Origin of the sequence: Azohydromonas australica DSM 1124, assembly GCF_000430725.1 — a bacterium.
GTDB classification, from domain to species: domain Bacteria; phylum Pseudomonadota; class Gammaproteobacteria; order Burkholderiales; family Burkholderiaceae_C; genus Azohydromonas; species Azohydromonas australica.
On record NZ_KE387203.1, the window covers coordinates 252,139 to 269,778 of the forward strand.

The 17,640-nt window shown below is 70.9% G+C and carries 16 protein-coding genes; 13 read left to right on the plus strand and 3 right to left on the minus strand.

The window, feature by feature from the left end; all coding sequences use genetic code 11:
* Window positions 1-51: 51 nt before the first annotated feature.
* The 10 genes from rpsA (at window position 52) to H537_RS53265 (ending at window position 9,604) form a co-directional block, all read left to right on the plus strand.
* A complete protein-coding gene (rpsA, locus tag H537_RS0120245; protein ID WP_028999287.1) occupies window positions 52-1,767 on the plus strand; it encodes a 30S ribosomal protein S1 in 1,716 nt (571 codons plus the stop codon).
* Window positions 1,768-1,788: 21 nt separating this feature from the next.
* Window positions 1,789-2,109, plus strand: a complete 321-nt coding sequence (locus H537_RS0120250; protein WP_028999288.1) for an integration host factor subunit beta — start codon at window positions 1,789-1,791, stop codon at window positions 2,107-2,109.
* Window positions 2,110-2,255: 146 nt separating this feature from the next.
* Window positions 2,256-2,561, plus strand: a complete 306-nt coding sequence (locus tag H537_RS0120255) for a LapA family protein (protein WP_028999289.1) — start codon at window positions 2,256-2,258, stop codon at window positions 2,559-2,561.
* A 3-nt stretch (window positions 2,562-2,564) separates the two neighbouring features.
* The gene (gene lapB / locus H537_RS0120260) at window positions 2,565-3,710 is read left to right on the plus strand and encodes a lipopolysaccharide assembly protein LapB (protein WP_028999290.1); all 1,146 of its coding nucleotides are present in this window, start codon (window positions 2,565-2,567) and stop codon (window positions 3,708-3,710) included.
* Between the two features lie 41 nt (window positions 3,711-3,751).
* The gene (locus tag H537_RS0120265) at window positions 3,752-4,492 is read left to right on the plus strand and encodes a hypothetical protein (RefSeq protein ID WP_043459344.1); all 741 of its coding nucleotides are present in this window, start codon (window positions 3,752-3,754) and stop codon (window positions 4,490-4,492) included.
* Window positions 4,493-4,563: 71 nt separating this feature from the next.
* Window positions 4,564-5,502 carry a UDP-glucuronic acid decarboxylase family protein gene (locus tag H537_RS0120270; RefSeq protein WP_028999292.1) on the plus strand — a complete coding sequence of 313 codons (939 nt, stop codon included), beginning with the start codon at window positions 4,564-4,566 and terminating at the stop codon, window positions 5,500-5,502.
* Between the two features lie 143 nt (window positions 5,503-5,645).
* Window positions 5,646-6,626, plus strand: a complete 981-nt coding sequence (locus tag H537_RS0120275) for a hypothetical protein (protein ID WP_028999293.1) — start codon at window positions 5,646-5,648, stop codon at window positions 6,624-6,626.
* A gap of 115 nt (window positions 6,627-6,741) precedes the next feature.
* Complete coding sequence (locus H537_RS44395; RefSeq protein WP_043459345.1) at window positions 6,742-7,683, plus strand: glycosyltransferase family protein; 942 nt, start codon at window positions 6,742-6,744, stop codon at window positions 7,681-7,683.
* A gap of 14 nt (window positions 7,684-7,697) precedes the next feature.
* Window positions 7,698-8,558, plus strand: a complete 861-nt coding sequence (locus tag H537_RS0120285) for a hypothetical protein (RefSeq protein WP_156901862.1) — start codon at window positions 7,698-7,700, stop codon at window positions 8,556-8,558.
* Between the two features lie 5 nt (window positions 8,559-8,563).
* Window positions 8,564-9,604, plus strand: a complete 1,041-nt coding sequence (locus H537_RS53265; protein ID WP_238446759.1) for a glycosyltransferase family 10 domain-containing protein — start codon at window positions 8,564-8,566, stop codon at window positions 9,602-9,604.
* Window positions 9,605-9,625: 21 nt separating this feature from the next.
* Here H537_RS53265 and H537_RS0120295 read toward each other — a convergent pair whose 3' ends face one another.
* Window positions 9,626-11,410 (minus strand): ABC transporter ATP-binding protein, encoded by a 1,785-nt coding sequence (locus tag H537_RS0120295; protein WP_084150837.1) that lies wholly within the window; start codon window positions 11,408-11,410, stop codon window positions 9,626-9,628.
* Window positions 11,411-11,492: 82 nt separating this feature from the next.
* On the opposite strand from H537_RS0120295, the gene H537_RS0120300 reads away from it, so the two are divergent.
* Window positions 11,493-11,810: a ComEA family DNA-binding protein gene (locus H537_RS0120300; protein ID WP_064736008.1), complete on the plus strand. Its 318-nt coding sequence runs from the start codon at window positions 11,493-11,495 to the stop codon at window positions 11,808-11,810.
* Window positions 11,811-11,816: 6 nt separating this feature from the next.
* On the opposite strand, the gene H537_RS0120305 is transcribed toward H537_RS0120300, so the two are convergent.
* The gene (locus H537_RS0120305) at window positions 11,817-12,293 is read right to left on the minus strand and encodes a hypothetical protein (RefSeq protein WP_028999298.1); all 477 of its coding nucleotides are present in this window, start codon (window positions 12,291-12,293) and stop codon (window positions 11,817-11,819) included.
* 81 nt (window positions 12,294-12,374) lie between these two features.
* Window positions 12,375-15,899, minus strand: coding sequence for a DNA polymerase III subunit alpha (dnaE, locus tag H537_RS0120310; protein WP_028999299.1), 3,525 nt, complete (start codon window positions 15,897-15,899; stop codon window positions 12,375-12,377).
* 40 nt (window positions 15,900-15,939) lie between these two features.
* Between dnaE and H537_RS0120315 the strand changes: the two genes are divergently transcribed.
* A complete protein-coding gene (locus tag H537_RS0120315) occupies window positions 15,940-16,680 on the plus strand; it encodes a sulfurtransferase (RefSeq protein ID WP_028999300.1) in 741 nt (246 codons plus the stop codon).
* Window positions 16,681-16,682: 2 nt separating this feature from the next.
* Window positions 16,683-17,630, plus strand: coding sequence for an alpha/beta fold hydrolase (locus tag H537_RS0120320; RefSeq protein WP_043459346.1), 948 nt, complete (start codon window positions 16,683-16,685; stop codon window positions 17,628-17,630).
* Window positions 17,631-17,640 lie beyond the last annotated feature (10 nt).

Genomic DNA, 17,640 nt, shown 5'->3' on the forward strand with positions numbered 1-17,640 from the left:
CGAAACGCCGGCCCCGCCTTCCTTGCGGCCCGCCGGCCAGGAAACACCCACATGATGGATACCCAAACCGCCACCCAGGGCGGCGAGTCTTTTGCCGCCCTGTTCGAAGAAAGCCTGCAGCAGCGCGACATGCGCGCCGGCGAGGTGATCTCTGCCGAGGTGGTGCGCATCGAGCACAGCTTCGTGGTGGTCAATGCCGGCCTCAAGTCCGAGGCCTACGTTCCCATCGAAGAATTCAAGAATGACCAGGGCGAGGTCGAAGTGCAGGTCGGCGACTTCGTGTCGGTGGCCATCGACGCCCTGGAAAACGGCTACGGCGACACGATCCTGTCGCGCGACAAGGCCAAGCGCCTGGCCTCGTGGCTGGCGCTGGAGAACGCGCTGGAGTCCGGCGACTTCGTCACCGGCACCGTCTCCGGCAAGGTCAAGGGCGGCCTGACCGTCCTGGTCAACGGCATCCGCGCCTTCCTGCCCGGCTCGCTCATCGACACTCGCCCCGTCAAGGACCTGACTCCTTACGAAGGCAAGACGATGGAGTTCAAGGTCATCAAGCTGGACCGCAAGCGCAACAACGTGGTGCTGAGCCGCCGCGCGGTGGTCGAAGCCTCGATGGGCGAAGAGCGCGCCAAGCTGCTGGAGACGCTGACCGAGGGCGCCATCGTCCACGGCGTGGTGAAGAACATCACCGAGTACGGCGCCTTCGTGGACCTGGGCGGCATCGACGGCCTGCTGCACATCACCGACATGGCCTGGCGCCGTGTGCGTCACCCGAGCGAAGTGGTCCAGGTGGGCCAGGAGCTCGACGCCAAGGTCCTGAAGTTCGACGCCGAGAAGAACCGCGTCTCGCTGGGCCTGAAGCAGCTGGGCGATGACCCCTGGCACGGCGTGGCCCGCCGCTACCCGGCCGGCACCCGCCTGTTCGGCAAGGTCACGAACATCGCCGACTACGGCGCGTTCGTCGAGATCGAGCCGGGCATCGAAGGTCTGGTGCACGTCTCCGAGATGGACTGGACCAACAAGAACGTCGCTCCCGCCAAGGTCGTGTCCCTGGGCGAGGAAGTCGAAGTCATGGTCCTGGAGATCGACGAGGACAAGCGCCGCATCTCCCTGGGCATGAAGCAGTGCAAGCCGAACCCCTGGGAAGAGTTCGCCGAGACCGTCAAGCGCGGCGACAAGGTCAAGGGCCCGGTCAAGTCGATCACCGACTTCGGCGTGTTCGTGGGCCTGGCCCAGGGCATCGACGGCCTGGTGCACCTGTCCGACCTGTCCTGGAACGAGCCCGGCGAAGCCGCCGTGCGCAACTTCAAGAAGGGCCAGGAAGTCGAAGCGGTCGTGCTGGCCGTGGACGTGGAGCGCGAGCGCATCAGCCTGGGCATCAAGCAGCTCGACGGCGACCCGTTCGCCACCTTCACCACGCTCAATGACCGCGGCTCGCTGGTCAGCGGCAAGGTGAAGACCGTCGACCCGCGCGGCGCCGAGATCCAGCTGACCGAGGACGTGACGGGCTACCTGCGCGCTTCCGAGATCAGCCGCGACCGCGTCGAAGACGCGCGCAACGTGCTCAAGGAAGGCGACGACGTCAACGCCATGATCATCAACATCGACCGCAAGACGCGTTCGATCCAGCTGTCGATCAAGGCCAAGGACAACGTCGAGCAGCAGGAAGCCATGCAGCGCCTGTCGCAGAGCAACGAGCGCGAGACCGCCGGTACCACCAGCCTGGGCGCCCTGCTGCGCGCCAAGCTGGACAACCGCGACAACGGCTGAGACTGAAGGGGCCCGGCGGTCATGACCCGTTCCGACCTCGTGGCCGAGCTGGCCGAGCGTTTCGGCCAGCTCACGCACCGCGACACCGAGTTCGCGGTCAAGACCATCCTCGACGCGATGTCCGACGCCCTGGCGCGCGGGCACCGCATCGAGATCCGGGGCTTCGGCAGCTTCTCCATCAACCGCCGTCCGCCGCGCATGGGGCGCAATCCCCGCAGCGGCGAGCCGGTGCTGATCCCGGAGAAGCTGGTGCCGCACTTCAAGCCCGGCAAGGCGCTGCGCGAGGCGGTGGACGCCAACGTCCCCGTCGCGCCGGAGCCCGCCGAGCTCGGCACCTCCTGAAGCTCCCGGTCCTGGTCCGTGGAGATCTCCGCAGCGGCGCCCTCGTGGCGCCGCTTCCTTTTGGGCGCCGCGCGGGCGTGAAAGCCGCGCCGCGCCGGCCGCGCGCCCCCGGGACCGGGGTGTGCCCTCGCTAGAATCGCCCGCCCATGCGCTTCCTCGTCTGGCTCCTGCGGGCCTTCCTCTTCTTCGCGCTGTTCGCGTTCGCGCTCAACAACCGCCACACCGCCACCGTGCACTGGTTCTTCGGCCAGTCATGGAACGCGCCATTGGTGATCGTGGTGCTGGCCGCCTTTGCCGGGGGCTGCGCCGTGGGCGTGCTGGCGATGGTGCCGGCATGGTGGCACCACCGCCGCCAGGCCGCGCGCCCGGCGCCCGGCGCCACGGCCGCTGCGCCGGCGGCGGCCGAGGGCGCCGAGCCGCTGCCCGAGCATCCGCCGCGCGAGGGGCTGTAAGCCATGGTGCTCGATCCGCTATGGCTGCTGCTGGCGCTGCCGGTGGCCTTCGCGCTGGGCTGGCTGGGCTCGCGACTGGAAATGCGGGAATGGGTGCGCGAGCAGCGCGACGCGCCCAAGGCCTACTTCAAGGGACTGAACCTGCTGCTCAACGAGCAGCAGGACAAGGCCATCGACGCCTTCATCGAGGCCGTGCAGGACGACCCGCACAGCGCCGACCTGCACTTCGCGCTGGGCAACCTGTTCCGCCGCCGCGGCGAGTTCGAGCGCGCGGTGCGCGTGCACCAGCACCTGCTGCAGCGCGGCGACCTGCCCGGCGCCGAGCGCGAGCGCGCGCAGCACGCGCTGGCGCAGGACTTCATGAAGGCGGGGCTGTTCGACCGCGCCGAGGAGGCCTTCCGCGCGCTGGAGGGCACGCCCTTCGACACCGAGGCGCGGCTGGCGCTGCTGACGCTGCACGAGCGCTCGCGCGACTGGCGCGCGGCCGCCGAGGTGGCCGCGCGGCTGGAGAAGAGCGGCATCGGCTCCTTCGCCACGCGCATCTCGCACTACTGGTGCGAGCTGGCGCAGGAGGCGGACGCGCGCGGCGACGCCGACGCCGCCGAGGCCGCGCTGCAGCGCGCGCGCGAGGCTGCGCCCAACGCGCCGCGTCCCTGGCTGCAGGAGGGCGAGCGCCAGCTGCGCGCCGGCCGCACGGCGCAGGCGCTGCAGAGCTGGGACGCCCTGCGCGTGCGCCACCCGGCCGTGTTCTCGCTGGTGGCGCCGGCCTACGCCCAGGCGGCATCGTCCCTGGGCCAGGCCGCGCCGGCGCGCGAGCAGATCCAGGCGCTCTACGACCAGCAGCCCGACACCGACCTGCTGGGCGCGCTGCGCCGGCTCGACGACCCCGCCACGGCGGCGCAGCGCCTGCAGGCGCACCTGCGCCAGCAGCCCGCGCTGTCGGTGGCGGCGCAGGTGCTGGAGCTGCCGCCCGCGGAGTGGGCCGAGGACATCCGCACCCGCGTCCAGGCCAGCGTGGCGCGCGCGGCGCAGCCCCTGCAGCGCTACCGCTGCGCGGCCTGCGGCTTCGAGGCGCGCAACTACTTCTGGCAATGCCCGGGCTGCCAGAGCTGGGACACCTACCCGCCGCGGCGCATCGAAGACCTCTGACCCGAGCCGGCGCCCTGCCCGACCACCTGAACCGAACCGCCATGAGCAGCAGCAGCCCGCAGCGCGTCATCCTCTGCATGAAGTGGGGCACCAAGTACGGCCCCGAGTACGTCAACCGGCTCCACGCCATGGTGCGCCGCCACCTGCGCGGCGACTTCACCTTCGTGTGCCTGACCGACGACGGCGCCGGCGTGCACCCGGACGTGCGCTGCCTGCCGATTCCCGACCTGGCGCTGCCCGCGGGCATTCCCGAGCGCGGCTGGAAGAAGCTCACCACCTTCGAGGCCGACCTGTACGGCCTGCGCGGCACGGCGCTGTTCCTGGACCTGGACGTGGTGATCGTGGACGACATCACGCCCTTCTTCGAGCAGCCGGGGGAGTTCCTGATCATTCACGACTGGAAGCGGCCCTGGCGCGTTACCGGCAACTCCTCGGTCTACCGCTTCGAGCTGGGCGCGCACGCGGACGTGCTGGCGCAGTTCCGGGCCCGGCCCGAGGAGGCGCGCGCCAACTTCCGCAACGAGCAGGCCTACCTCTCCGACGTGCTGCACAAGCAGGGCAAGCTCGACTACTGGCCCGCCGCCTGGTGCGCGAGCTGGAAGTACCACTGCATCCCGCGCTTCCCGCTGAACTACTTCCGCGCGCCGGCCAAGCCCGAAGGCGCGCGCATCCTGATCTTCCACGGCGTGATGAACCCGCCCGATGCCCTGGCCGGGCGCAGCAACGGCAACTGGCGCCACGCCAGGCCGGCGCCCTGGATCGCCGACCACTGGCGAGCCTGACTGAGAAGAAATCCCGGGGGAACCCGGCACTGCGCCTGCTGGTGCATCAGCCCCCTCAAGGATTTCTTCGCATGCAAAGCATCCTCGTCACCGGCGGTGCCGGCTTCCTGGGTTCCCACCTGTGCGACCGGCTGCTCGAAGCCGGCCACGACGTGCTGTGCGTGGACAACTTCTTCACCGGCAGCAAGCAGAACATCCGCCACCTGCTGTCGAACCCGCACTTCGAGCTGATGCGCCACGACGTGACCTTCCCGCTCTACGTCGAGGTGGCCCGCATCTACAACCTGGCCTGCCCGGCGAGCCCGATCCACTACCAGCACGACCCGGTACAGACCACCAAGACCAGCGTGCACGGCGCGATCAACATGCTGGGCCTGGCCAAGCGCGTGAAGGCGCGCATCCTGCAGGCCTCCACCAGCGAGGTCTACGGCGACCCCGAGATGCACCCGCAGACCGAGGACTACTGGGGCCGCGTCAACCCGATCGGCCCGCGCTCCTGCTACGACGAGGGCAAGCGCTGCGCGGAGACGCTGTTCTTCGACTACCACCGCCAGCACCGGCTGGAGGTGAAGGTGGCGCGCATCTTCAACACCTACGGCCCGCGCATGCACCCCAACGACGGCCGCGTGGTGAGCAACTTCATCGTCCAGGCGCTGCGGGGCCAGGACCTCACCATCTACGGCGACGGCCAGCAGACGCGCAGCTTCTGCTACGTGGACGACCTCATCGGCGGGCTGCTCAAGCTCATGGACACGCCGGCGGACTTTGCCGGGCCGGTGAACATCGGCAACCCCTGCGAGTTCACGATGCTGCAGCTGGCCGAGCTGGTTCTCAAGCTCGTGGGCGGCAAGTCCAAGCTGGCCTTCGCGCCGCTGCCCCAGGACGATCCGCGCCAGCGCCGGCCGGACATCTCGGTGGCGCAGGACATGCTGCAGTGGCAGCCCCGCGTGAGCCTGGAGGACGGGCTCCAGGAAACCATCGCCTACTTCCGCGCCACGCTGGCAGCCTGAGGCTGCCGCAAGAGGGTGCGGGACGCCCCCTTGCCTACAATCGACGGCTTTTCCGCCTTCACGAATCGCGTCCCGCCAAGGGGCCGGCGGCTGCAGCCACGCCGCGCCCGGCCGGGGCCGCATGCCGGCGCCGGCCGTTTTGCATGAGCAACGACTCCCAACGCCGCCTGCGCTTCTGCGCGCTGCTTTACGTCTCGGCTACCACCTCCACGGCGCAGGACGCGCCCAACATGCGCAGCCGGCTCAGCGCGGAGCAGCGGCTGCTGAGCTACCTGGCCATGGCCTCGCGCCTGGGCGCGGGGCTCCAGCGCCATTTCGGCGTCCCGCTGCAGTTGCTGACCAACGCGCCCGAACGGCTGCAGGCACTGATCCAGGCCCGCGCGCAGCGCCGCGCCGGCTTCTGCGCCGCCGTGCAGGTGCTGGCCATCCCTTTCGGCGACGCGCTGCCCGCCTCGGCGCAGTTCCACGCCGCCACGCACAAGATCTACGTCTTCGACCACCTGGCGCGGCAGGCGGACTACGGCTTCCTGCTGGACCTGGACGTGGTGTGCCAGCGCGGCTTCGACGCCGACCTGCTGCGGCGCATCGAGGCCGGCGTGCCGCTGGTCTACGACATCTCCGAGCAGGTGTACGCCGGCCACCGCTACGCAGCCATGGCCGGCGACCAGGCGCGCCTGTCGGGGCAGGCGCTGGAGTTCCGCTGGTACGGCGGCGAGTTCATCGGCGGGCCGCCGGCCTTCTTCGCTCAGCTGTTCGAGGCGCTGCAGCCGCTGCTGCAGCGCTACACGCAGGCGTACGCGGCGCTGAACCACCAGGGCGACGAGGTGATCGTCAGCGCTGCGCTCAACCTGCTGCGCCGCCGGCACGGGCCGGACTTCTGCTGCGACGTCGCGCCGCTGGACGTGGTGCGCCGCCACTGGGGCATCGCCACGGACCACGACGCGGCGCGGCTGGGAGCGCAGTCGCGCCACCTGAGCTTCGTGCACCTGCCGGCGATGAAGGCGCTGCTGACCTCGGGCTGGTCCGACGACGGGCTGCTGGCGCTGCTGCGCCTGCTCGACCGCGGCCCGCCGCGCCTGGCCAAGCAGGCGCGGCGCTGGCTGGCCGCGCTGGTGCCGGGCTGAGGGCCGGCCGCCGGAGCTGTCTAGAATGCCGCCCCCGTGTCCGGGGGGAAACGCACCGTCTGCGAAAACGCCAGCGCCCGGGCCCGCGCGCCTGCCGAACCGGGCTCCCGCGCCCATGGAGCAACCCATCGATACCGCCGTCCTGTTCCTGATCTTCAACCGCCCGGAGACGACCGAGCGCGTCTTCGAGGCCATCCGCCAGGCACGCCCGCCGCGCCTGTACGTGTCGGCCGACGGCGCGCGCGCGGACCGCGACGGCGAGGCGCAGCGCTGCGAGCAGGCCCGGCGCATCGCCACGGCCGTGGACTGGCCCTGCGAGCTGCACACGCAGCTGCACACGCAGAACCTGGGCTGCAGGCGCGCCGTCACCGGGGCGATCGACTGGTTCTTCGCCCAGGAGGCCGAGGGCATCGTGCTGGAGGACGACATCCTCCCCGTGCCGGGCTTCTTCGCCTTCTGCGAGGCGCTGCTGGCGCGCTACCGCGACGACGACCGGGTCTGGGCCATCAGCGGCTGCAACTTCGTGGCCGACCGCTACCGCGCGGACGCGAGCTATTTCTTCTCGCACCACAACCACGTGTGGGGCTGGGCGAGCTGGCGCCGCTCCTGGCAGCGCTACGACCTGGAGATGCGGCAATGGCCGCAATGGGCGCGCAGCGGCGCGCTGCTGCGCCACCTGGGCGGCGACCGCTGCGCGGCCGACTACTGGCGCGAGAAATTCCGCCGCATCTACCGCGGCCACGAGCCCTCGGCCTGGGACTACCAGTGGATGCTCAGCGCCTGGGAGCACGACGCGCACACGATCCTGCCCGCGCACAACCTGGTGACCAACCTGGGCTTCGGCGCGGCGGCCACCAACACCACCAAGCCGCCGGCCGGCTTCATCACGCGCAACCCGGCCCGCGACATCGGGCTGCCGCTGCGGCATCCGGCGCGGGTGGAGCGCGACGCGCAGGCCGACCTGCTCATCCGCCGCCACGTGACCGGGCTCACCCACTGGCGCTGCCTCAAGCGCTCGCTGCGCCGGCTGCGCCCGGGCGCTTCCCAGCCCGACTGAACACCATGGACGCCATGAGCCCCTCCCCCATCGAGCTGGCCGTCGTCGGCGTGGCGCGCAACTGCAGCCGCTCGCTGCGGCGCGACATCGCCCGGCTGCGCGCCGCCACCGCCGGCTGCGGCGCGGCCCGGGTGCATTTCCTGATCGTCGAGAGCGACTCCGACGACGGCAGCGAGGCCGCGCTGGCGGCGCTGGCGCGCGAGATGCCGGCGTTCCGCTACCTCTCGCTGGGCGCGCTGCGCAGCCGCATCCCGCAGCGCACCGCGCGCATCGCGCACTGCCGCAATGCCTACATCGACGCGCTGCGCGACGACCCGCAGTACGCCGCCGTGACGCACGTGCTGGTGTCGGACCTCGACGGCGTGAGCAAGGACCTCGACGCCGCGGCGCTGGCCTCGTGCTGGCGCGCGGGGCTGCCCGAGTGGGGCGCGCTCACCGCCAACCAGGGCGACTACTACTACGACATCTGGGCGCTGCGCCACCCCGTCTGGTGCCCCGGCGACGCCTGGGAGCAGCAGCGCGCGCTGCTGCCGCAGCTGGGCAAGCGCGCGGCCGACGAGGTGGCGCTGTTCTCGCGCATGGTCCACATCGACCCGGACCGACCGCCCATCGAGGTGGAGTCGGCCTTCGGCGGCCTGGGCCTGTACCGGCGCGAGGCGCTGCTGTCCGGGCGCTACGTGGGGCTGGACGCGGACGGGCGCGAGGTCTGCGAGCACGTGGCGCTGCATGCGCAGCTGCGCGCGCAGGGGCACCGCATCTTCATCAACCCGGCGCTGATCAACGCCCGCAGCACCAAGCACGCCGGGCGCAAGAAGTTCTGGCGCACGCTGCGCCGGCGCCTGTGGAACCGCCTGCGCGGCAGGAACGACCTGTGACGAACATGCTCTATGCCAACCTGGTCGTGCAGCGCATGCGCGACAACCGGCCCTTCACGCCGGGCGCCGGCCCCAACGGGGGCGACTTCTTCCTGCCCTGGCGCGAGCTGCGCGCGCGCTTCGCGGATGCCGGCATCGAGCTCAACACGCCCGACCGCAACGAGGGCCGCGAGGTCGCCTTCGAGCTGCACCTCAACGCCCAGCGCCAGCTGCCCGCGGACCGGCCCTGCTACACCTTCCTGTACGAGGACCCGCTGGTGCGCCCGCTCAACGCCAACCTGGCGCAGCTCGCGCGCTACCGGCTGGTGTTCACCTGGAACGAGGAGCTGATCGACAACCAGCACTTCCGCCGCCTGGAGTACCCCAACGACCTGACGGTGAAGGAGGTGCCGGGCTGGGACGGGCGCGACCTGTTCTGCGTGATGCTGGCCTCCAACAAGGCGCTGCGGCACCCGGACCCGCGCAACCTGCACGACAAGCGCGTCGAGGCCATCCGCTTCTTCGAGGCGCAGGCACCGGAGCTGTTCTCGCTCTACGGCCGCGGCTGGGGCATCCCGGCAGTGCGGCCCGGCGCGTGGGGCCGCATTCGCAAGCGCCTGCACGAGTGGCGCGCCAGGCTGCAGCCCGACTTGAAACCCTTCCCGAGCTGGCGCGGCGGCGTGCACCACAAGAGCGAGGTGCTGCTGCGCGCGCGCTTCGCGCTGTGCTACGAGAACTCGCGCGGCGCACCCGGCTACCTGACGGAGAAGATCTTCGACTGCTTCACCACCGGCTGCGTGCCGGTGTACGTGGGCGGCCCGCGCGCCACGGAGCACATCCCGCGCGATTGCTACATCGACGGCGACGCCTTCGGCTCGATGGCGCAGCTGCTGCAGGCGCTGCAGGGCATCGACGCGGCACGCTTCGCCCGCTACCAGCGCGCCATGCGCGAGTTCCTGCTCAGCCCGGCCAGCACGCGCTTCAGCAACGCGCACTTCTGCCGCACGCTGGTGGAAGGCATCACCGCCGACCTGGCGCAGCTGCAGCCGCGGGCGCAGCCGGCCTGAAGCAGCCGGCCGCGGCGGGCCTCAGCCCGCCGCCTGCGCCCGCACCATGGCCGCGTAACGCCTGTCCAGCGCCATGAGCTCGGCGTGCGTGCCCTGCTCCACCACGCGGCCGCCTTCGAGCACGCAGATCGCATGCGCGTTGCGCACGGTGCTCAGGCGGTGTGCGATGACGATCATGGTCTTGCGCCCGTGCCACTGCTCCAGCGCCTGCTGGATGGCGCGCTCGCTCTCGGTGTCCAGCGCCGAGGTGGCCTCGTCCAGGATCCACACCGGCGCGTCCTTGTAGAGCGCGCGCGCGATGGCTAGGCGCTGGCGCTGCCCGCCCGAGAGCCGGCTGCCGTTGATGCCGATGGAGGCGTTCAGCCCCTCGGGCTGCGACGCGACGAAGTCCCACAGCGCCGCCGCGCGCAGGCAGCTCTCCACGCGCGCGGGATCGTGCGGCTGGGCGTACACGACGTTGTCGGCGATGGAGGCGTCGAAGAGCACGATGTCCTGCGTCACCACCGCGAACTGCCGGCGCAGCGAGGCCTTGCTCAGCTCCCGCAGCGACACGCCGTCCAGCCGCACGTCGCCCACGTCCGGCGCCGCGAAGCCCAGCAGCGCGTTGACCACGGTGCTCTTGCCCGCGCCGGAACTGCCCACCAGCGCCACGGTGCGCCCGGCGGGCACCTGCAGGCTCAGGTGGTCCAGCGCGGGACGCTCGGCGCCCGGGTAGCGCAGCGAGACGTCCTCGAAGCGGATCTCGCCGTTGGCCTGCTCCAGCGTGCGCCGGCCCGGGTCGGGCTCGTGAGGCTCGTCCAGCAGCTCGAAGGTGCCGCGCGCGGTGATCAGCGCCGCGGTGATGGGCCGCGACACGTCGGTGAGGTGGCGCGTCTTGGACACCAGCAGCAGCAGCGCCGCGACGTAGGCCGCGAACTCACCCACGGTGGCGCCGTTGTTCTGCGCCTGGTAGAGCGCCATGGTGACGATGGCGGCCACGCCGAAGCTGGCGGCGAGCTGCGAGATCGGCGTCATCAGCGCCGAGGCGGCCACGCTCTTGACGTCCATGCCCTGCACGTGGCGCGCCTGCTGCTCGAAGCGCCCGCGCTCGAACTCGACGGCATCGAAGGTGCGGATCACGCGCCAGGCGCGCGCCAGGTCGTCCACCACGCCCACCAGCCCGATCTGCGCGTCGTAGGCCGCGCTGCCCACCCGCTGCACGCGCCGGTGCACCAGCCGCATGCCCACGCCCAGCAGCGGCACGGTGATGAGCGACAGCGCCGTGAGCTGCCAGTTGAGATAGCAGAGGTAGACCAGCAGCGCCAGCGCGGTGGTGCCGTCGCGCAGCAGCGTCAGCATCGCGCCGCCGAGCGACTCGGCGATGTTCTGCGGGTCGTTGATGGTCTTGGACACCACCACGCCCGAGGACAGCCGCGCGAACAGCGAGGCATCGGCCCGCAGCACCGCGTCCGCGAGGTCGCGGCGCAGGCCCAGCACCACGCGGGAGAGGCCGCGGCGCAGCATGTAGGTGCCGGCGAAGCTGAACACCCCGCGCAGCAGGAACAGCCCGATCAGGCTCACCGGCACCATCCACAGCGGGAAGGCGGGCTCGGCCAGGAAGCCCTTGTCCAGGCCGATCTGCAGCAGCTTGGGAATCAGCGGCTCGGTGGCCGAGCCCAGCAGGAAGGCCACCACCGAGACCAGCAATCCGTAGCGTTGCGGCCAGAAATAGCGGCCCAGCCGTCTGGCGACCTCTCGGTTGCCGGTGGGTGTACTGCTCGTGCGGGGCTCCGGCGAGGATCCAGGCGAAGGGGGGGTGGTAGTCATCAGGGGCGGGATGCTATCGAAGTTTTTCGTCGCCCCCGCCCGGTGGCGGGCGGCCTTCGGAACCACCCGTGAAAGGTGCCCCATGCCCTTGTCTACCGTGATTCGCCCCTGGCCCGCGCTGGGCCGAGGCGCCGTGCTGGCGCTGCTGGTGGCGGTCGCCACGGCCGTGCACGCAGCCGCAGTAGACGTCAACACCGCCACGCAGGCGCAGCTGGAGCAGCTGCGCGGCATCGGCGTGTCGATGTCGGAGAAGCTGCTGGCCGAGCGCGCGAGGCAGCCCTTCGCCGACTGGGCCGACCTGATCGCGCGCGTGCCCGGCGTCAGCGCCCGCAGCGCCGAGCGGCTGTCGGTCCAGGGGCTGCGCGTGGGGGAGCGGGCTTACGAGCCGCCGCCCCGCTGAAGCTCGTCAATGCTTGTCGTGCCCACGGCCATGGCCGTGGCCCTTGCCGGGATGGTCGTCCCAGTCCGGCCCGCCGCGGCGGTCGTTGTCGCGGCCATCGCGGTCATAACGCCCGCCACGGTCATCGCGGTCGTAGCGCTCGCCGCGGTGCGGCAGCACGTGATCGCGGTACCAGTGGTCCTGCACGAAGTACACCGGCACGCCGCAGGCGTTGTAGCGGCCGCAGTAGCTCTTCCATTTCTTCTGGTGGCCCGGCGGCACCCACAGGTACACCGGCTGCGGTTGCGCCACCACGTAGGCCGGCTGCTGAATGATCACCGGCTGCTGCACCACCACCGCGGGCTGAGGGAAGCGGCCGATGTCGACGCGGCCGTACACGCCCGGCTGGCTGATCTGGACCGACACGCCCACGTCGGCGGCCTGGGCCGGCGCCAGGGACAGTAAGGAGACGGCGGCCAGCGCAGCGCAGAGGAAGGGCTTCATTCAGTTCACATCGTTAAGTGGTCGAACCTGTCCAACGCGCTGCGCGCCCGCAGCGGCGACAGCGCCGCCGCCGCAGTTGCATCAGCTTGTAGCGTCCGCGCCGTACACCAGGCGGCTCTGGCCGTGCGTGCCGCGCGCCCAGCGCGCCAGGGCCTCGTCGGACGGGTAGAAGCGCGCCGCATCGCCCAGGTCCAGCTCGGCCTGCGCGCCCTCGCGCTGCAGCATCAGCCGCACCGTCAGGCCCTGTACCTGCTCGCCGGCCTCGTCCTCGGTGCGGCGCGCGGGGAAGTCGCGCAGCACTTCTTCCACCGGCGGTGCGGTGCCGTTGACCGGCACGCGCAGGTAGCGCGCGAAGCGGCAGCGCGCGGCGGCGAGGTCCCACACCTGCTGCACGTTGAGCCGCAGGCCGCCGCTGAAGCGGTCCGGCTGGCACTTGCCCTGCACGATGACGAGCTCGTCGTCGCGCAGCAGCTCCTTGTTGGCGTCCAGCAGCCGCTCGTCGGCCACGGCCTCGATGAAGCCGCTGCGGTCGTCGAGCTTGAAGATGCCCACGCGCCCGCGCGCGCCGTTGACGATGCGCAGCTCGGTGACGATGCCCGCCAGCAGCTGCGGCTCGCGGCTGTCCTGCAGGTCGGCCACGCGCAGCCGCGCGAAGCGCCGCACTTCCTTCTCGCACTGGTCGAAGAGGTGGCCGCTGAGGAAGAAGCCGATGGCCGTCTTCTCGTGCAGCAGCCGCTCCTTGATGCTCCAGGGCTCCACCACCACCAGCGGCGGCTCCTGGGCGCTGGAGCCGTGGCTGTCGTCGCCGAAGTCGAACAGCCCGCCCTGGTCGGCATGCGCGGCCTGCGTGTTGGCCCACTCGAAGGCCAGGCCCACGCTGGCCAGCAGGCAGGCGCGCTGGTCGGGGTGCAGGGTGTCGAAGGCACCGGCCTTGACCAGCGCCTCCGCCACGCGCTTGTTGACGCGGCTGCGGTCCACGCGGGCGCAGAAGTCGAAGATGCTCTTGAAGGGCCCGCCCTCCTTGCGCGCAGCGACGATGGCCTCGATGGCGCCCTGGCCCGTGCCCTTGATCGCGCCCAGCCCGTAGCGGATGCGCTTGTTCTCCACCGGCTCGAAGCGGTAGACGCTGTGGTTCACGTCGGGCGGGTCGAACTCGATGCCGAAGTTGCCGCGCGCATCGGCCAGCAGCACCTTGAGCTTGTCGGTGTCGTCGAGCTCGACGGTCATGTTGGCCGCGAAGAACTCGGCCGTGTAGTGCACCTTGAGCCAGGCCGTGTGGTAGGCCAGCAGCGAGTACGCGGCGGCGTGCGACTTGTTGAAGCCGTAGCCCGCGAACTTCTCCATCAGGTCGAAGACCTCATCGGCCTTGGCCTGGTCGATGCCCTTCTCTTTCGCACCGGCGCGGAAGATCTCCCGGTGCTTGGCCATCTCCTCGGGCTTCTTCTTGCCCATGGCGCGGCGCAGCATGTCGGCGCCGCCGAGCGAGTAGCCGCCCAGCACCTGCGCCACCTGCATCACCTGCTCCTGGTAGACCATGATCCCGTAGGTCTCGGCCAGCACCGGCTCGGTGAAGGGATGCGGGTACTCCACCGGTTCGCGCCCGTGCTTGCGCGCCACGAAGGTGGGGATCAGGTCCATCGGGCCCGGACGGTAGAGCGCGTTGAGCGCGATCAGGTCCTCCAGCCGGCTGGGCTTGGCGTCGCGCAGCATGCCCTGCATGCCGCGGCTTTCGAACTGGAACACCGCCTCCGTCAGGCCCTTGGAAAACAGGTCGTAGACCCGGCGGTCGTCCAGCGGGAGGGTCTCGAAGGCGAAGTCCTTCTGGTCGGCGTGGCGCTTGACGATGAACTCGCGCGCCAGCTCCAGGATGGTCAGCGTGGCCAGCCCCAGGAAGTCGAACTTCACCAGGCCGATGGCCTCCACGTCGTCCTTGTCGTACTGGCTCACCGCCGAGGTGCTGCCGGGCTGCTGGTACAGCGGGCAGAAGTCGGTGATCTTGCCCGGCGCGATCAGCACGCCGCCGGCGTGCATGCCGATGTTGCGCACCAGGCCTTCGACGTTCATGGCCAGCTTCAGCAGCTCGGCCACCTCCTCCTCGGCCGCCTCGCGCTGCTCCAGCTCCGGCGCCTCCTGGCGCGCGTAGATGACGTTGGACTCGGGCTTGTCCGGCACCTTGGCCAGCGTGACGCTCTTGCCCGGCGGCGCCGGGATCAGCTTGGCGATGCTGTCCACGTGGCCGTAGCCCATGCCCAGCACGCGGCCCACGTCGCGCAGCGCGGCCTTGGCGGCCATGGTGCCGAAGGTGGCGATCTGGCTCACCGCCTCGCGGCCGTACTTGTCCTTGACGTACTCGATGACCCGGTCGCGGTTGCCCTGGCAGAAGTCGATGTCGAAGTCGGGCATCGACACGCGCTCGGGGTTGAGGAAGCGCTCGAACAGCAGGTTGTATTGCAGCGGATCGAGGTCCGTGATCAGCAGCGCGTAGGCCACCAGCGAGCCCGCGCCGGAGCCCCGGCCCGGGCCCACCGGGCAGCCGTTCTCCTTGGCCCACTTGATGAAGTCCGACACGATCAGGAAGTAGCCCGGGAAGCCCATCTTCAGGATGGTCCCGATCTCGAACTCCAGCCGCTCCACGTAGCGCGCCCGCTCGGCCTCGCGCTTGGCCTCGTCGGGGAACAGCAGCTTCAGCCGCCCTTCCAGGCCCTCGAAGGAGGCCTGCCGGAAGTAGTCGGCGATGGGCATGCGGCTGCCGTCGGGCAGCAGCGGCGTGGGGAAGTCCGGCAGCTGCGGCTTGCCCAGCACCAGGCTCAGGCTGCAGCGCTTGGCGATCTCGACGCTGTTCTCCAGCGCGCTGGGGATGTCGGCGAACAGCGCCTCCATCTGCGCCTGCGTCTTGAAGTACTGCTCGCGCGTGAAGCGCTTGATGCGGCGCGGGTTGCCCAGGGTCTCGCCTTCGGCGATGCACACGCGCGCCTCGTGCGCCTCGAAGTCCTCGGGCTCCAGGAACTGGATCGGGTGCGTGGCCACCACCGGCAGCTGCAGCTGCGCCGCGAGCTGCACCGCCGAGCGCACGTGCGCCTCGTTGCCGGGCAGCCCGGCGCGCTGCAGCTCCAGGTAGAAGCGCTGCGGGAACAGCGCGGCCAGGCGCTGTGCCGCGGCCTTGGCGCGGCGCGTGTCGCCGGCGGTGAACGCCATGCCCACGCAGCCGCAGTCGGCGCCGGACAGCGCAATCAGTCCGCCGGAAAGCTCCTGCAGCCACTCCCACTTCACCCAGGCCTGGGCACGCTGGGTGTTGCGCGTCCAGGCGCGGGCCAGCAGCTCGCTGAGGTTGTTGTAGCCGTCGATGCTCTGCACCAGCAGCGCCAGGCGGCTGGCCTGCGTCTGGCCCTCCTCGGGCTCCATCCACACGTCCACGCCGATGACGGGCTTGAGGCCCTTCTTGCGGCACGTGTTGTAGAACTTGACCGCCCCGAAGAGGTTGTTCAGATCGGTAATACCCAGCGCCACTTGGCCGTCATTGCGGGCGGCGGCCACGGCGTCGTCGATGCGGAGGGTGCCGTCGACGACGGAATATTCGGTATGAGTGCGCAGGTGAACGAAAGGCATCGCGGGATTTTACGGAGGGGGGCCTGACAGAATCCCGCCCGTGAATTCCGTTCTCAACATCTCCGCCTACAAGTTCCTCCCCCTGCCCGACACGGGCGCGCTGCGCGAAAAGCTTCACGCCGAAGCCTTGACACGGGGCCTCAAGGGCACCGTGCTCCTGGCCGAGGAAGGCATCAACCTGTTCCTGGCCGGCGCGCCGGAGGCGGTGCGCGGCTGGGTCGCGCAGCTGCAATCGGATGCACGTTTTGCCGACATCGCGCCGAAGGAAAGCTTCAGCGACACGGTGCCCTTCCGGCGGCTGCTGGTGAAGGTGAAGCGGGAAATCATCCGCATGAACCACCCGGCCATCCGCCCCGCGCAGGGCCGCGCCCCGGCACTGCCGCCGCCCACCCTGGCGCGCTGGCTCGAACAGGGCCACGACGACGACGGCCGCCCGGTGGTGATGCTGGACACGCGCAACGGCTTCGAGGTGGATGCCGGCGCCTTCGAGGACGCCATCGACTGGCGGCTTCAAAAATTCAGCGACTTCCCCGCCGCGCTGCACGCCCACCTCGACCAGTTCCGGGACAAGACGGTGGTGAGCTACTGCACCGGCGGCATCCGCTGCGAGAAGGCGGCGCTGCTGATGCAGGAGGCGGGCCTGGCGCACGTGTGGCAGCTCGAAGGCGGCATCCTCAAGTATTTCGAGGAGACGCACGCCCCGCGCTGGCGCGGCGCCTGTTTCGTCTTCGACGAGCGCGAAGGACTGGCGCCCGACCTGCAGCCCGCGCCGTCCCGCTGACGATGGGCATCCGGGCGGTGCTGGTACGCATGGCCGGCGTGGCGCTGCTGGCCACCTCGCTGCTGGTGGCGGTGTCGCATGCGCCGGAGCGCCCGCCGCAGACGCTGGTGGAGCGCTGGGGCGCCGCGCCCTCGCGCTTCATGGAGGTGGACGAGCGCGTGCTGCACCTGCGCGACGAGGGGCCGCTGCTGGATCCGCAGCCCCTGGTGATGCTGCACGGCCTGGGCGGCAGCCTGCACGACTGGGAGGAATGGAGCCGGGCGCTGCGCAACACGCACCGCGTGATCCGCATCGACCTGCCCGGCAACGGCCTCTCGGACCCGGCCCGCGAGGGGAACTACCGCAGCGAGGCCGACGCGCGGCGCGTGCTGGCGCTGCTGAGCCAGCTGGGCGTGGAGCGCATGCGCCTGGTCGGCCACGGCCATGGCGGCGAGGTGGCGGCGCAGATGGCGCTGCAGGCGCCCCGGCGCGTGACGCGGCTGCTGCTGGTGTCCAGCGCGCCGCAGGACCCGGAGACGCTGCCCCTGCCGCTGCGCGTGCTGCCCTCGCTGCCGCTGCCGCAGTGGCTGGTGACCTCGATGCTGCCGCGCCTGCTGGTGAGCAGCACGCTGGACTGGCTCTACGCCCCGGGCGCGAAAGTGACCGCGGCGCGGGTGGACCGGCGCCAGGAGCTGCTGCAGCGCGAGGGCAACCGCTGGGCGCTGCTGGAGCAGTGGCGCCAGCGGCCGAGCGAGCAGGAAAGCCAGGAGATGTTCAGCCGGCTGAAACTGCCCGTGCTGCTGCTGTGGGGCAACGAGGACAGCCTGACGCCGCTGGCCGAGGCGCAGGCGCTGCGCAGCAAGATCCCGGGCAGCCGGCTGCTGCTGCTCTCCGGCGTGGGCCACCTGCCGCAGGAAGAGGCGCCGGCGCGCAGCCTGGCGGCGGTGCAGCCCTTCCTGGAAGGGCACTGAGCACAGCGGC